The following is a 13,170-nucleotide window of genomic DNA, read 5'->3' on the forward strand; positions in this document are numbered from 1 at the left end:
GGCGAGGTTCGCCGCGAGCGCCCGGCCGGCGCGGCCGTCGTGTCCGGTCGCCTCGTGCACGACGATGCCCAGCGGTATCCGGCCGGGACCCGGGTGGCGCGGTACGCGGCCACGACGTCGTCCCGCCACCGGCACAGGTTGTCGAGGCCGGCGGCGGTCGTCAGCCGGTGCCCGGGGACCGCGAAGACCTCGTGCACCTGGCTGCGCACCACCTCCGCGACGAGCTCCCCGACGTCCGCGCTGCCGACGTCGGGGTGGATCCACCATGAAACTCACCGTATACTGGACCATAGCGTCCATGCAGATCATGTCCACCTGTCAGGGAAGTCAGTCGTACGGCTTCCGTAAGTCCTGCCCACCGCTGCACCACGTGGGCTCATCGTGGACCGTGCGGTCCAGATGTTGACCGTGCTCAAGGCATCCGGTGCGGTAACCTGACGGCCGTGGACGCACCGGAGGGCACGACGCAGTCAACCCGGCTGACCGCGCGTGGCGCGGCGACCCGGTCCCGCATCGTGCAGGCGGCCGTCGACCTCATGCGGGTCAAAGGGGTGGCCGCGACCACGCTCGACGACGTCCGGGCCGCCAGCAGCGCCAGCAAGTCCCAGCTGTACCACCACTTCCCCGACAAGACCGCCCTCGTGCGCGAGGTCGTGGTGGCGCAGGGCACGCAGCTCATCGGGCAGCAGGAGGACCAGCTGCGGCGGCTGAACTCGATCCGCGGCCTCGAACGCTGGCGCGACGCGACCGTCCGGCGCGCCGCCCTCCCGAACGGCGCCCACGGCTGCGCGCTCGGCTCACTCGCCGCCGAGCTGGCCGACCGGGACGAAGAAGCCCGCGTGCTGCTCGCGAAGTACTTCGAGATCTGGGAAGAACTGCTGGCCGAGGCGCTGGTCCGGATGCGCTCCTCCGGCGCGCTCCGGCCGGACGCCACCCCGGAGAAGCTCGCCACGTTCCTGGTGGCCGCACTGCAGGGTGGCTACCTCATCGCCCGGATGGCCCGGTCGGCGGCGCCGATGAAGCAGACCCTCGACCTGGCGATCGACCACGTCCGCACCTTCCGGGCCACCTAGCCGCTCCACGCGGCCGCAGTGGACGATAGCGTCCAAAAACTGCCCAGGTCGAGGTGTACCGCGCCGCGCCCGTCCGCTAGTGTTCGGGGCATGTCGGGTGACCAGACCGGGAGGCACGTCGAGGATGCGCGCCGGCCGGCCGTGACCGCGGCGATCGACCTGTTGCGCGACCGCCCGCTGGGTGAGATCACCCTCGCCGAGGTCGCAGCCGCGAGCGGCGTCGCCGAGACGCAGCTCCGGCGAGTCTTCGAGAACGACGAGGCGCTCATCGAGGCCGTGGTGCACGCGCAGGTCGCCGGCGTGCTGACCGCCCAGAAGGCGCTGCTCGAAGGAGTGCGCTCACTCTCGGACCTCCGGGCGTGGCGCGACAAGCTCGTCGAGGACAACCAGGTCACCGGTGGCGTCGGCGGTTGCCCGATCGGGTCTCTCATCGGCGGGCTCGCCGGGCGCCACGACCGCGGGCACCACGCCCTGGTCGCCGGGTTCGCGGCGTGGGAAGGCCTCCTCGCCGGGGCCTTCCGGCGCGTCCAGGAGCGCGGGGAGCTGGACTCCCGCGTGGACCCCCGCACGATCGCCACGGCCGTCATGGGGGCACTGCAGGGCGGGTTCCTGCTCGCCCGGACCACGCGTGACCCCGGGCAGCTGGCGACGGTGCTCGATGTGTCGCTCGAGCATTTGCGGGTCGCCCCGGCTGACGATTTCCCGCCCTTCGCGCATTCTCTGTCGACAGTGGACGAATGATCGAAATCAGTCCGCTTCAAGAGGGTGACCGGGCCCGCTGGAAACCTTGGCGCGCGGCTACAAGGAGTTCTACCGCACCGAAGTCCCGGACGAGGGTTACGAGCGGACGTGGCGGCGGCTGCGCCGCGCCGAGGACGTGTTCGGCTGCGCCGCCCGGCTCGACAGCGGGCGAACGGTCGGCTTCGCGCATTACCTGTTCCATGCCAACCCGTGGGCGGCTCGGTCGTGTTACCTGCAGGACTTGTTCGTGGAGGAAGCCGAACGCGGGCGCGGCGTCGGGCGGAGCCTGATCGAGTACGTCGCCCAGGTCGCCCGGGACCACGGCGCGGCGCGGCTTTACTGGCTCACCCAGCAGGACAACGTACGCGCCCGGCTCCTCTACGACAAGGTGGCCGTATCCCGCGGTTTCATCAGCTACGACCGCTTTCTGGACTGAGCCCGCGCCGGGCTGCTCCCCCTGCGGGGCAGGTCGAGCAGCCGGGTGTCCCCGGTCTACATGAAGGTGAACAGCCGATCGGCGTCGAACCGCGAAATCGGGCCCTTGTAAGCCTTTTCCCTGTCGGGGTAGCCGAGCGCCATCAGCACGGTCGTGGTGTGCCCGGTTTCGCGGATCTTGAACGCCTTGTCGACGCTGGTCGGGTCGAACCCTTCCAGCGGCGTCGCGTCGAAGCCGAGTTCGACGGCCGCCATCATGGTCATCCCCATCACCATGTACGTCTGCTTTTCCATCCAGTGGTTGAGATCCTTGTACGCGTAGTTGCGCAGGTTCAGGAAGTCCCGCGTCATGTACTGCCACATCGCGCGCTTCGCCGGATCGGGGAACCGGCCGTCGGCGTCTTCCTTGCCGAACACCTCGTCGAGGTGGCTGTCCGGCACGTCCGCCCGGGTGGTGAGGATGAGGCTGTGCGACGAGTTCAGGATCTTCCCGCTGTTGTCCTGGAACCGCTCCCCCAGGTTGTCCGCGAGCTGCCGCTTGGCTTCGGCCGACGCGAGGACGTAGAAGTGGTTGGGCTGGATGTTCGTCGACGTCGGCGCGGACCGCATGAACCGCAGCAGCTGCTGGAGGGATTCTTCCGGAATGGTCCTGCTGCCGTCGAACGCCCTCGTGAGGTGCTGGTTCATGAGCTTGTCGAGATCCATGGCGGTTTGCCTCTTCTTTCGAGTGATGGGTGGGTACGTCAGTGCTTGGCGCCGGCGATCAGCTCGCCGATCCGGTCGAAGCTCATGCCCGCGGTGGCGGCCGCGAGATCGCCCGCGACGAGCGCCTTCGTGGCTTGCTCCAGTGCGGCCATCGCGCCGGCGTACAGGAACGGGCCCAAGCTGATGCGCTTGACGCCCGCCTGCCGCAGTTCCGCGACGGTCAGCACCTTGTCCGAAGGAGACACGAGAACGTTGACCGGCGTCGGCGCGACGGCCGCGACGATCGCGCCGAGTGCGTCGAGGTCGGGCGGGAACGGCGCGAACACCACGTCCGCGCCGACCTCGGCGAAGGCCGTCAAGCGCCGGATCGTGTCATCGAGATCCGGCCGGCCCTGGAGGAAGTTGTCGGTCCGGCCGGTGACGACGATGCGCCGCTTCGCCGCGGCGACGGCGCCGCGCACGCGGTCGACGGCTTCGTCGAAGCCGCGGATGGGCCGGCCGTGGTCGCCCGAGGTGTCTTCGATCCCGATGCCTGCCAAGCCGTGCGCGACGGCGGCTTCGACGGTCGCCGCGACGGCTTCGGGCTTGTCGCCGTAGCCGTCTTCGAAGTCCCCGTTCACCGGCAGCCCGGTGAGCCGGCCGAGCAGGCAGGCGTGCTCGAGGTGCTCGCCGCGGGTGACTTCGTGCCTGCCGTCGGACCGGCCGAGCGTGGCGGCGAGCGCTGCCGACGACGTCGCGACGGCCTCGAAACCGGCGTCGGCCAGGAGCAGAGCCGAGAGGCCGTCCCAGGCGTTCGGCAGAACGAGGCCCCCTTCGCGGGTGTGCAGCGCCATGAATTGCTCATAGAGCGCGGAGCCCGGCATTTCGCACCTTTCCTGGTTCGGCCGCTCAGACGGCGGGGATGTCGATGCCGGTCTGGTTGACGTTGTTGATGAAGTTGGTGAGCAACGCCTGCACCGCGACCGCGACGATCGCCAGGATCTGCGAGTCGGTGTACCCGGCCGCCCGCACCTCGGTCAGGTCCTCGTCGCCGACCCGGCCGCGGCTGTCCACCAGCCGGTGCGCGAACCGGGCGGCCGCGGCACGCTGGGGGTCGACCGAGCCGCCGGTCCGGCCCAAGGCGATGTCTTCGTCCGACATGCCGCCGAACTCGGACGACACGTACGTGTGCATGGCCAGGCAGTAGTCGCAGCCGTTCGCTTCCGACACCGACAGCGCGATGCTGTGCCGGGTCCGCGCGTCCAGCACCCGGCTCAGCTTGCCCTGCAACGTGGTGACGGCTTCGAGCACGGCCGGGTTCGACGCGATGACCTTGAACATCTCCGGGACGAAGCCGAGCTGCGCACCAACCCCTTCGAGGATCTGCCGCGAACCGGCGGGGATGTCCTCGGGAACGGCCAATCGTGACACGGTGAATCAACCTCCGATGGTGTGTGAGTCTTGAGCGTCGGGCCGGCGCCGGCTCTTACGGCTTACTATGGACTATATAGTCCACAGCTGAGCCGAAGGCCCGGCCAGGGAGAAGATCATGGATGCTCGGCCGGACCGGTCACGGCACTGGCAGCCGGCCTTCCCCGTGGACGCGAAGCTGACGCTCAAGAGCCTGCGGCGCGGACGGCACGATCCCACCCACCGCGAGGAAGCCGACGGCAGCCTGTGGCGGACGGCCTTGACCTCGACGGGACCGGTCACCTACCGGATCCGGCAACACCGCCCCGACGACCTGGACGTCGACGCGTGGGGCCCGGGCGCCGGCGAGCTCGTCGAGAACATCCCCGCCGAACTGGGTGCCCACGACCACCCCGAGGAGTTCCGGCCCGCCCACCCCGTTCTCGAACGAGCCTGGCGTCGGCTGCCGGGCCTGCGCGTACCCCGCACGGGCCGCGTGTTCGAGGCGTTCGTGCCCGCGGTCCTCGAGCAGCGGGGCGTCAGCCTGGGCGCCCAGGCCGCCTGGGCCCGGCTGCTCCGCACCCACGGCACCCCGGCGCCGGGCCCCGCTCCCGCGGCGATGCGGGTCGTGCCTCCCCCGGCGTGTGGGCGAAGATCCCGATCTGGGACTGGCGGCGAGCCGGAGTCGACCTGCAGCGCTCGAAGACCGTCGGGCTCGCCGCCCGGCACGCGGGCAAGCTCGAACGTGCCGCCGCCGACCCCGCCCGGGTCTACCGGCTGATGTCGGCGATGCCGGGTGTCGGGGTGTGGACTGCGGCGCAGGTCGGGCACCGCGCGCTCGGCGACGCCGACGCGCTCCCGCTCGGCGACTTCGGCCTCGGCCGGATGACCGGCCTGGCGCTGGCCGGCCGCCCCCTGGCCGATGAAGAGGTCGAAGCGTTCTATCGGCCGTGGCGGCCGCACCGGTACCGGGTGGTCCGCGTTCTCGAGCTCACGCCCCGCGCGGCGCCGCGGCGCCGCCACCGGGCACCGCGCGCGCGGCCGTTCGGCTGACGAGCGCGTCAGCGCCGCGGCCCGGCCTCCGGATCGCGGGCGGCGACCACGGTGAACACGGTGGCGACGAGGGCGAGCGCGCCGTACCCGACGGCGATCTGCGGGAGCGAGAACGTCGTGGAAAGCCGGCCGGCGACGAGGGCGGGAATCGTCGCGCCGCAGTAGGAGAAGAGGTAGACGACCGTGAAGATCGAGGCCCGGTCGGCCACGCCGCTGCCCGCCAGCAGGCCGCGAGTGGCGGCGCTGATCGCGATGCCTTGGCTCGCCCCCGCGACGACGGTCGCCGCGAAGAACAGCACCAGCGCGCCGGTCGTGACCGCCGCGATGATGCCGATCATGCCGGCCAGGAACCCGAGCATGCCGGCCCGCTGCGCCACCGCGGGCGCGAACCGGCCGCTGATCGGCGCGCCGATCGCACTCGGTCCCATGTAGGCGGCGAACACCAGCCCGAGGGCGAGCGGGCTGCGCGTGTGGAGCTGGTCTGCGACGAGCGCCGGCACGAACGCCTGGTAGAACGCCCCGGTCGCCCAGGTCGCCAGCAACACCGCCGCCGCGACGGGGACCAGGTGCTTGACCCCGGCCGGAACGCGGACCCGGGGACGCAGCGATCGCCAGAGGCCCGGCGCCGGGGTCACGGTATCCGGGCTGACGAAGATGAGCACGGCCGACAGCAGGAGCAGGCCGATCACCACGAGGTAGATCAGCTCGCGCGGCCAGGGACCGAACTGCACCAGCGCGCCGGAACCGATGGCGCCGACCGCGAGGCCGAGCATGACCGTCTGGCTCGACGCGACCGAAGCCAGCCAGGCCGGTCTGGCCGGTGCGGCATCGACGATGTAGGACGTGAGGCTGCTGCTGGCCAGGCCGGCACCGAAGCCCATCAGGAGCCGCCCCGCGATCAGGACGCCGACGTGGTGCACGTTCAGCAGGAGCACACAGCCCAGCAGGAGCAGGCCGAGGCTCGCGATCGAGGTGGGACGCCGTCCCAGGTGGCCGGAGACCCGGCCCAGCACCAGCAACGTGCCGAGGGTGGCGACGGAGTAGGCGACGACGGTGATCGAGATGTCGGCGTTGGTGAAGCCTTCCTCGGCCCGGTAGACGTTGAACAGCGGGATCGTGGAGCCCACCGCGGCGAACGACGCCACGAGCGACACCACCCCGGCCGGGAAAGCCGGGGAAAGCCGTTCGACGCCGGGTCTCGGTGCCACGTCTCGCATCGGGTAACGCCCTTCTCGACCGGGTCGGGCCGCGCGGCTCGTTCCGGGACCACCATCTCAAGTTGGACTATACAGTCCGCTATGGCTGTCCGTCGTCGTGAGGCGCGCGGCGAGATCGTCGGCCAGGAAGACGTCCGGCCTGCGCAGGTAGCGCACCAGGAACCGCTGCGCCGACGAGGGACCGAGACCCGGCAGGGCCCCGAGCTTGGCCTGGACTTCGGCGTCGGCCATCGCCGCGAGCCTGGCGGGCTCCAGCAGGCCGTCGTCCGCGTGCTGGGCGAGCACCCGGATCCTCCGGGTCTTGCGGTGCGATAAGCCGACGTCGCGCAGGGCCTGCTCGTCGGCCGAGACGATCCGCTCGGCGGCGGCACGTTGTTCCTTGGTCGCATGCTTGCCGGTGCGAGTCATGGTCACGCCTCCAGCGTCGCAGACCTGGCCCGCCCAGACAAGTGGACTCGATAGTCCTCTCTGCGGCATGATGCCCGGCAAGACGACCCACCACACTGGAGTGATCACATGTCGGCACGTACGGTCCTGATCACGGGCGGCACCAGCGGGATCGGAAGGGCGGCCGCCGAAGCCCTGCACCGCCGCGGATACCGCGTCGCGGTCACCGGGCAACGTCCGGAAAGCGTCGCCCGGGCCCGGGAGGAGCTGCCCGAGGACGTTCTGGTCCTGCGGGCCGACGCTCGCTCGCTCGCGGACACGGACACGGTCATGGCCGAAGTCGGCGCCCGGTTCGGGAGCCTGACAACGCTGTTCCTGAACGCCGGCGTCAGCCTTCCGATGACCCTGGAAAACTGCGACGAAGCCGCGTACGACGAGGTCTTCGCCGTCAACACCAAGGGCCAGTTCTTCACGCTCGCCAAGGCGTTGCCGCTGCTGTCCGGCGGTGCTTCCGTCATCGTCACCGTCGGCATCGGAGCCACCCGCAGCCTCACCGGCAACAGCGTCGCGGCCGGGTCCCACGGAGCGATGCTGGCCATGCTCCCGACCCTCGCCCTCGAGCTCGCCCCGCGCCGCATCCGGATCAACGCGGTGAGCCCGGGATTCACCGACACCCCGATGACGCGCACCGCGCTCGGCACGCAGACCGACGACGTCGCGGCGACGCTGACGGCGATGGCGGAGAAGAACCCGTTCGGCCGCCTCGCCCGGCCCGAGGACATCGCCGGCACCGTCGCGTTCCTGGCTTCGGACGAGGCCGCGTACGTGACCGGCCAGGAGATCGTGGTGTCCGGCGGCGCGGGGTTGGCCATCTGACCGGCCTGCCGCCACGGGCGCCGACCTACGTCTCGGCGGGCGACGGCCGGGCGTCGCGTTCGGGGACGACCGGCCGCCGCGACCGCGGCAGCCCCTCGACCACCAGCCGGTAGGAGTCGAGCACGAGCTCGGTCACCAGCTCCTCGCCGACGGTGCCGCCACCCTCCAAAGTGATCCAGTGCTTCTTGTCCATGTGATAGCCGGGGGTGATGTCCGAGTGCCGTTCGCGCAGCGCCGCGGCGTGGTCCGGGTCGGCTTTCAGGATCACGACCGGGCGTCCCGGCAGGTCGGTCATGAGCAGGAAGACCTTGCCGCGCACCTTGTAGAGGTCCCAGCCGGGCGCGGATCGACGCTCGAGGTCGGCGTACGGAAGACCCGCGGCGCGGTCACCGGCGATCTGCTGCAGCTGCTGTCCGTCCACGGTGTTCGACTCCTTCGGGGGTAGACCTGAATGGACCAAGTCGTCCATAGTAGCTGCTGCACCGAACTCCAGCGCGAAGGGAAGTGGCACCGGATGAAGGCGATCGTGGTGACGGACGAGGCCGCGGGCAGGGCGGGGATGACGCTGGCGGAGCGCCCCGATCCGGACGTGGCGAAGCTCGCCGATCTTTCCGGGGCGAACTACGGCGACGTGGTTGTCGAGGTCCACGCGTCGGGGTTCACCTGGGACGAGCTGTCGTGGCCCTCGACGTGGATCGACCGCCGCGGGCGGGACCGGACGCCGTCGATCCCCGGGCACGAGGTGGCCGGCGTGGTTTCCGCGCTGAGCTACGGCGCCGCCGGACTGTCGGTCGGTCAGCGGGTGTTCGGCCTGACGGACTGGACGCGCGACGGAACCCTGGCGGAGTACGCGGTTGTCGAGGCACGCAACCTGGCGCCGCTGCCCGGCGATGTCGACTTCACCACCGGCGCGGGTGTCGTCATGTCCGGCCTCACCGCGTGGCAGGGTCTGTTCGTGCACGGCCGCCTGGAGGCGGGACAACGTGTCCTCGTGCACGGCGCGGCCGGCGCCGTCGGCTCGATGGCGACGCAGCTCGCGCGTGAGGCGGGCGCCTACGTCGTCGGCACCGGGCGCGCGGCCGACGCCCGGACCGCGCGGGAGTTCGGGGCGAACGAGTTCGTCGACCTGGAGAACGACCAGCTCGAGGACGTCGGCGACGTGGACCTGGTGTTCGACGTGTTCGGCGGCGACCTCGGGGCGCGCTCGGCGCGCCTGGTCCGGGCCGGCGGAACGCTGGTCACGATCGCCGGTCCGCCCGACGTCCGGCCCGCCGACGGCCGCACAGTCGATTTCGTGGTCGAGGCCGACCGGATCCAGCTGGGGGAAATCGTGCAGCGGGTGCGCGACGGGCGGGTACGGACCCACATCGGGACCATCGCGTCCCTCGACGACGCCGTCGCCGCCTTCAACCCGACCGAACGCCGGAAGGGAAAGACGATCATCCGCGTGCGCCCGTAACGGGAGCGCGGCCGTCGCCGCGCGGATCCGGTTCAGGACATGAAGTCGTGGGCCACGAGGTGGGCGCGGATGTTGCGCCGGGCGTCGAACATCGCCTTGTAGATGGCGTTGCGGTTGGTGTCCAGTTCGGCCGCGAGGGCGTCCATCGGGACGTTGTCGATGGCGAGCGCCACGAAGACGGCCCGCTGGCGTTCGGTCAGCGCGTTTTCGATGGCGTCGCCGAGGGCGGCCCGCAGCTCGTTGGCCTCCACCTGGTGGAGCGGTTCGTCGCCGACGGCGGCCGGGGCCCGGTCGGTCTCGCCCCCGTCGGGGAACACGCGGTGGTCGCGCCAGAAGTGCCGGCCGACCTTCGTCGACACCTCGAGGATCACGAACTTGAACGCCCAGGTCTTGAACTGCGCGTCACCGCGGAACTCGCCGATCTTGCGGGTGATCCGCATGAGCGCGTCGGCCGCGGCCTGGTGGGCCAGGTCCTCGAGTTCCGGACCGGTCAGCCGCAGGGCCGGCGACCTGCGCACGGTCTCCCGCCGCGCGATCTTGAAGAGCATCGCGTACAGCCGGCAGCAGGCGGCTTCGAAATCCGCGCTGCCCGGACTGAGCTCCCGGACCCAGGCGGCGGACTCGGGGTCGAAGCTCCGCCCGTCGACCACGACCCGTCCGCCGACTGCCGAGGTGGTCATGCGAACCGGGGTTTCGGCCCGGTGCCGGTGGTGCGTCTCGACCGGACGTGGAACACACCTGACGTCATGCCCCCTCCCCTCTCCACGATCGATCTTCGGCACCGTCACGAACCAGCGGGCCGGCGCCGAGGGCTACTACCCTTCCTAACAAAACAGGACTAAAAAGTCCAGTTTATGGCGGGCGTCTCACCGCCGCGGCGAGGGCGCCCGCGATGAACATGGCGGCGGCGCAGACCACGCACGCCACCCGGTAACCGGGCAGGAACACCGCGGCCTGCGTGTAGGCCTCACCGGTGATCCCGACCAGCGGGGGAAGTCCCGCCACCCCCAGCAAGCCGGCGGTGCGCGCCACGGTGTTGTTGACCGCGGACGCGACGCCGACGTGGCCGCCCGGCAGGGACGACAGGGCAACGGACGTCAACGGTGCCACCATCGTCGCGGTCCCGAGGCCGAACACGCACTCGAGCGGGATCGCGACGCTCCAGTACCCCGTCTCCGGCCCGACCCGCAAGGCCAGCAGCGCCGCCGTGCCGCACAGCACGGGACCGACGGCCAGCTGCGGGCCGGGCCCGATCCGGGCCGCGAGCCTGCCGCTGAGCCTCGACAGCGCGAGGCTCAGGACCGTGACCGGCACCATGGTGCTGCCCGCCTCGGCGGGGCTGTACCCGGCGACCGTCTCGAGCGCGATCGTGAAGATCATGGAGAACACGGCGAACGCGCCGTAGATGACGAACGTGAGCACGTTGATGGCGACGAACGGCCTGGACTTCACGAAAGCCGCGGGCAGCAGCGGTGACGTCGTTCGCCTTTCGTACCAGGCGAACCCGGCCCCCGCGCCGGCGGCGGCGACCGCGCTTCCCCAGCCCCACGGCCGCGCGGGGTCGGCCGGCAGCACGGTCAACGCGTACGTCGCCGCCGCGAGGCAAACGAACGCCAGCGCCGAACCACCCCAGTCCATTCCGGACGAACCTTCGTCGCGGGTCTCCGGCAAGTGCCGCAGGCTGATCACCAGCACGACGACCGCCACCGGCACGTTGATCAGGAAGATCCAGCGCCACGACCCCAGCGACAACAGCCACCCGCCGGCGAACGGCGCCAGCACTCCCGCGATCCCGGCGAACCCGGACCAGGTGCCGATCGCCACCGGGCGGTCGCCGGGCGCGATCGTCGACTGCAGGATGGCCATGCTCGCCGGTGCCATCAACGCCCCGCCGACGCCTTGCAGGATTCGGGCCCCGGCAAGGGTGCTCACGTCGGGCACGGCCGCGCACAGCACCGAGGCGATGGTGAAAACCGTGACACCGGCGAGAAAGACCCGCCGGCGCCCGTACCGGTCGCCCAGCCCGCCGGCGAGCAGGATGAGCGAGGCGAGGCTGAGGGTGTACCCGGTCACCGTCCACTGCAGCGACGCGAAGCTCGCGCCCAGGTCCCGGCCGATGGCGGGCAGAGCGACGGTCACGACGCTCGCGTCGATGCCCGCGATGCCGGCGCCGAGGACCGTCGCGACCAGAATCCGCCGGCCTTGCCGGGACCGCACCGGAAAGCTCACCGGTCGTGACAGGACGGCTTCCGAAGCGGCCACGGTGAGCACCTTCCACGTGCTGGCGGTTTCCGCCGCCCGTTACGGCCGGGGCACCACCCGGTCGAGGTCGGCGACTTCGGCCGCCGTCAGCCGGATGTCGGCCGCGGCCACGTTCTCTTCCAGGTGCCGGACGCTCAGCGTGCCGGGGGTGGGGAGCAGCGCCGGCGAGCGGTTCAACAGCCAGGCCAGCGCGATCTGCGCCGGCGAGACACCGCGCTGCCGGGCCGTCTCGGCCACCGGGCCGTCCTCGACGGCCAGTGCCCCGGTCGCCAGCGGGAGCCACGGGATGAACCCGATGTGCACCGATTCCGCGTAGTCCACGAGCGGGTCGGCCGCGCGGTTGACGAGGTTGTACTCGGCCTGGACCGTCGCGATGTCGGCGTGGTCACGGGCTTCCCGCAGTTCGGCCGGAGTCACTTCCGCCAGCCCGATCCGCCCGATCTTCCCCTCGCGTTGCAGCTCGGTGAGCAGGCCGAGCTGGTCGGCGATCGGCGCGTGCGGGCTGAACCCGTGCAGCTGGAACAGCGGGATGCGGTCGAGCTTCAGGTACCACAGCCGCGTCTCGATCTGCTTGCGGAGGAACGAAGGCCGCGGCAACGGCTCCCACTCCCCCTGGGGCGTCCGGAGCAGGCCGCCTTTGATCATCAGCAGCAGGTCATCGGGGAACGGGCTCAGCGACTGGGCGATGAGCTCCTCGTAGTCGAAGGGCCCGGAGGACTCGGCGACGTCGATGAGGTTCACCCCGAGGTCGACCGCCTCCCGGAGAACTCGCTTGGCTTCCGCGGCGTCTTCGGGATGGCTCCAGACGCCGGACTCGCTCATCTGGGCGGTCCCGAGCCCGAGCCGGGTGATTTCGTGTCCGCCGATCGCGTAGGTACCGCATCGGTCGGGAAGGGTTCCGGGCATGGTCGTTTCTCTTTCGGCGCGTGGCCTGTCGATGTCGGCGTGGATCAGATGTCGGTGAGCTCGCCCGGCGGCTCCGCGTCCGGCGGCGCCAGGCGCGCCGGTACGTCCAGGTCGTACCGGCGGAGGCGGAACACATCGAGCCGCGTTTCGTAGTACTTGCCGGTCTGCCCGACCCACTCCATGCCCATCCGGCGCGCGGCGGCCGCGGCGCGCCGGTTCACGGGGCGGGCGACGGCGAAGATCTCGTCCACGCCGGCGTCGAACGCGTAGTGGGCGACCGCGTCGCCGGCTTCTCCGGCGTAACCGTTGCCCCACCAGGCTCGGGCGATCTGGACGCCGACCTCGAGGTCGATGTCGTCGGGCGGCAGCGGCAGCAGCGAGACCGCACCCACCACCCGCCCGCCGGCGCGTTCGGCGACCTTCCACCGGCCGGCCGGCGGCTCGGCGGCCGGACCAGCCGGCACCCAGCCGTCGAGAAGCTGCCGCATGGCGGCCAGGTCCGGAACCCGCGCCATGGCCGGCGCCAGCCACCGGGCCACTTCCCCGTCGCCGAAGATGCCCAGGGCCGCTTCGGCGTCGGAGGTGGTCCACGGGGTCAGGTGCAGGCGGGCGGTCCGGATCAGCGGTCCGTCGATTTCGACCGCATGCGATGCCCGGGTCAACTCCG

17 protein-coding genes are annotated in these 13,170 nt (G+C 71.2%); 7 read left to right on the plus strand and 10 right to left on the minus strand.

Features of this window, described 5'->3' with window-relative positions:
- Positions 1 to 443 precede the first annotated feature (443 nt).
- The 3 genes from ACH54P_RS12470 to ACH54P_RS12480 all read left to right on the plus strand — a co-directional run bounded on the left by ACH54P_RS12470 (position 444) and on the right by ACH54P_RS12480 (position 2,250).
- Positions 444 to 1,073 (plus strand): TetR/AcrR family transcriptional regulator, encoded by a 630-nt coding sequence (locus tag ACH54P_RS12470; protein WP_489912534.1) that lies wholly within the window; start codon positions 444 to 446, stop codon positions 1,071 to 1,073.
- Between the two features lie 90 nt (positions 1,074 to 1,163).
- On the plus strand, positions 1,164 to 1,814 hold the full coding sequence (locus ACH54P_RS12475; protein WP_489912535.1) for a TetR/AcrR family transcriptional regulator: 651 nt from the start codon (positions 1,164 to 1,166) through the stop codon (positions 1,812 to 1,814).
- Between the two features lie 46 nt (positions 1,815 to 1,860).
- On the plus strand, positions 1,861 to 2,250 hold the full coding sequence (locus ACH54P_RS12480) for a GNAT family N-acetyltransferase (RefSeq protein WP_489912536.1): 390 nt from the start codon (positions 1,861 to 1,863) through the stop codon (positions 2,248 to 2,250).
- A gap of 56 nt (positions 2,251 to 2,306) precedes the next feature.
- Here the strand turns inward: ACH54P_RS12480 and ACH54P_RS12485 are convergent, their stop codons facing one another.
- The 3 genes from ACH54P_RS12485 to ACH54P_RS12495 are packed head-to-tail and all read right to left on the minus strand — an operon-like array spanning position 2,307 to position 4,364.
- Positions 2,307 to 2,954, minus strand: a complete 648-nt coding sequence (locus ACH54P_RS12485) for a nitroreductase family protein (RefSeq protein ID WP_489912537.1) — start codon at positions 2,952 to 2,954, stop codon at positions 2,307 to 2,309.
- A 38-nt stretch (positions 2,955 to 2,992) separates the two neighbouring features.
- Positions 2,993 to 3,787: an isocitrate lyase/PEP mutase family protein gene (locus ACH54P_RS12490; RefSeq protein WP_489912538.1), complete on the minus strand. Its 795-nt coding sequence runs from the start codon at positions 3,785 to 3,787 to the stop codon at positions 2,993 to 2,995.
- 55 nt (positions 3,788 to 3,842) lie between these two features.
- The gene (locus ACH54P_RS12495) at positions 3,843 to 4,364 is read right to left on the minus strand and encodes a carboxymuconolactone decarboxylase family protein (RefSeq protein WP_489912539.1); all 522 of its coding nucleotides are present in this window, start codon (positions 4,362 to 4,364) and stop codon (positions 3,843 to 3,845) included.
- A 118-nt stretch (positions 4,365 to 4,482) separates the two neighbouring features.
- On the opposite strand from ACH54P_RS12495, the gene ACH54P_RS12500 reads away from it, so the two are divergent.
- A complete protein-coding gene (locus tag ACH54P_RS12500) occupies positions 4,483 to 5,124 on the plus strand; it encodes a DNA glycosylase family protein (RefSeq protein WP_489912540.1) in 642 nt (213 codons plus the stop codon).
- A 23-nt stretch (positions 5,125 to 5,147) separates the two neighbouring features.
- A complete protein-coding gene (locus ACH54P_RS12505; RefSeq protein ID WP_489912541.1) occupies positions 5,148 to 5,396 on the plus strand; it encodes a hypothetical protein in 249 nt (82 codons plus the stop codon).
- 8 nt (positions 5,397 to 5,404) lie between these two features.
- Here the strand turns inward: ACH54P_RS12505 and ACH54P_RS12510 are convergent, their stop codons facing one another.
- Together ACH54P_RS12510 and ACH54P_RS12515 are read right to left on the minus strand one after the other, a co-directional pair.
- Positions 5,405 to 6,604: an MFS transporter gene (locus ACH54P_RS12510; RefSeq protein ID WP_489912542.1), complete on the minus strand. Its 1,200-nt coding sequence runs from the start codon at positions 6,602 to 6,604 to the stop codon at positions 5,405 to 5,407.
- Positions 6,605 to 6,670: 66 nt separating this feature from the next.
- The gene (locus ACH54P_RS12515; RefSeq protein ID WP_489912543.1) at positions 6,671 to 7,027 is read right to left on the minus strand and encodes a hypothetical protein; all 357 of its coding nucleotides are present in this window, start codon (positions 7,025 to 7,027) and stop codon (positions 6,671 to 6,673) included.
- Positions 7,028 to 7,129: 102 nt separating this feature from the next.
- Here ACH54P_RS12515 and ACH54P_RS12520 point away from each other — a divergent pair, with 102 nt between their 5' ends.
- On the plus strand, positions 7,130 to 7,876 hold the full coding sequence (locus ACH54P_RS12520) for an SDR family oxidoreductase (RefSeq protein WP_489912544.1): 747 nt from the start codon (positions 7,130 to 7,132) through the stop codon (positions 7,874 to 7,876).
- A 25-nt stretch (positions 7,877 to 7,901) separates the two neighbouring features.
- On the opposite strand, the gene ACH54P_RS12525 is transcribed toward ACH54P_RS12520, so the two are convergent.
- On the minus strand, positions 7,902 to 8,297 hold the full coding sequence (locus ACH54P_RS12525) for an MmcQ/YjbR family DNA-binding protein (RefSeq protein WP_489912545.1): 396 nt from the start codon (positions 8,295 to 8,297) through the stop codon (positions 7,902 to 7,904).
- A 93-nt stretch (positions 8,298 to 8,390) separates the two neighbouring features.
- Here ACH54P_RS12525 and ACH54P_RS12530 point away from each other — a divergent pair, with 93 nt between their 5' ends.
- Positions 8,391 to 9,335: an NADP-dependent oxidoreductase gene (locus ACH54P_RS12530; RefSeq protein ID WP_489912546.1), complete on the plus strand. Its 945-nt coding sequence runs from the start codon at positions 8,391 to 8,393 to the stop codon at positions 9,333 to 9,335.
- 32 nt (positions 9,336 to 9,367) lie between these two features.
- Here ACH54P_RS12530 and ACH54P_RS12535 read toward each other — a convergent pair whose 3' ends face one another.
- The 4 genes from ACH54P_RS12535 to ACH54P_RS12550 form a co-directional block, all read right to left on the minus strand.
- Positions 9,368 to 10,015 (minus strand): sigma-70 family RNA polymerase sigma factor, encoded by a 648-nt coding sequence (locus ACH54P_RS12535; protein ID WP_489912547.1) that lies wholly within the window; start codon positions 10,013 to 10,015, stop codon positions 9,368 to 9,370.
- Between the two features lie 172 nt (positions 10,016 to 10,187).
- The gene (locus ACH54P_RS12540; protein WP_489912548.1) at positions 10,188 to 11,597 is read right to left on the minus strand and encodes an MFS transporter; all 1,410 of its coding nucleotides are present in this window, start codon (positions 11,595 to 11,597) and stop codon (positions 10,188 to 10,190) included.
- 39 nt (positions 11,598 to 11,636) lie between these two features.
- Positions 11,637 to 12,503 (minus strand): aldo/keto reductase, encoded by an 867-nt coding sequence (locus ACH54P_RS12545; RefSeq protein ID WP_489912549.1) that lies wholly within the window; start codon positions 12,501 to 12,503, stop codon positions 11,637 to 11,639.
- Positions 12,504 to 12,547: 44 nt separating this feature from the next.
- Positions 12,548 to 13,165 (minus strand): GNAT family N-acetyltransferase, encoded by a 618-nt coding sequence (locus ACH54P_RS12550; protein ID WP_489912550.1) that lies wholly within the window; start codon positions 13,163 to 13,165, stop codon positions 12,548 to 12,550.
- Positions 13,166 to 13,170 lie beyond the last annotated feature (5 nt).

The sequence above is a fragment of the Amycolatopsis sp. N2S4-7 genome, from assembly GCF_058119595.1.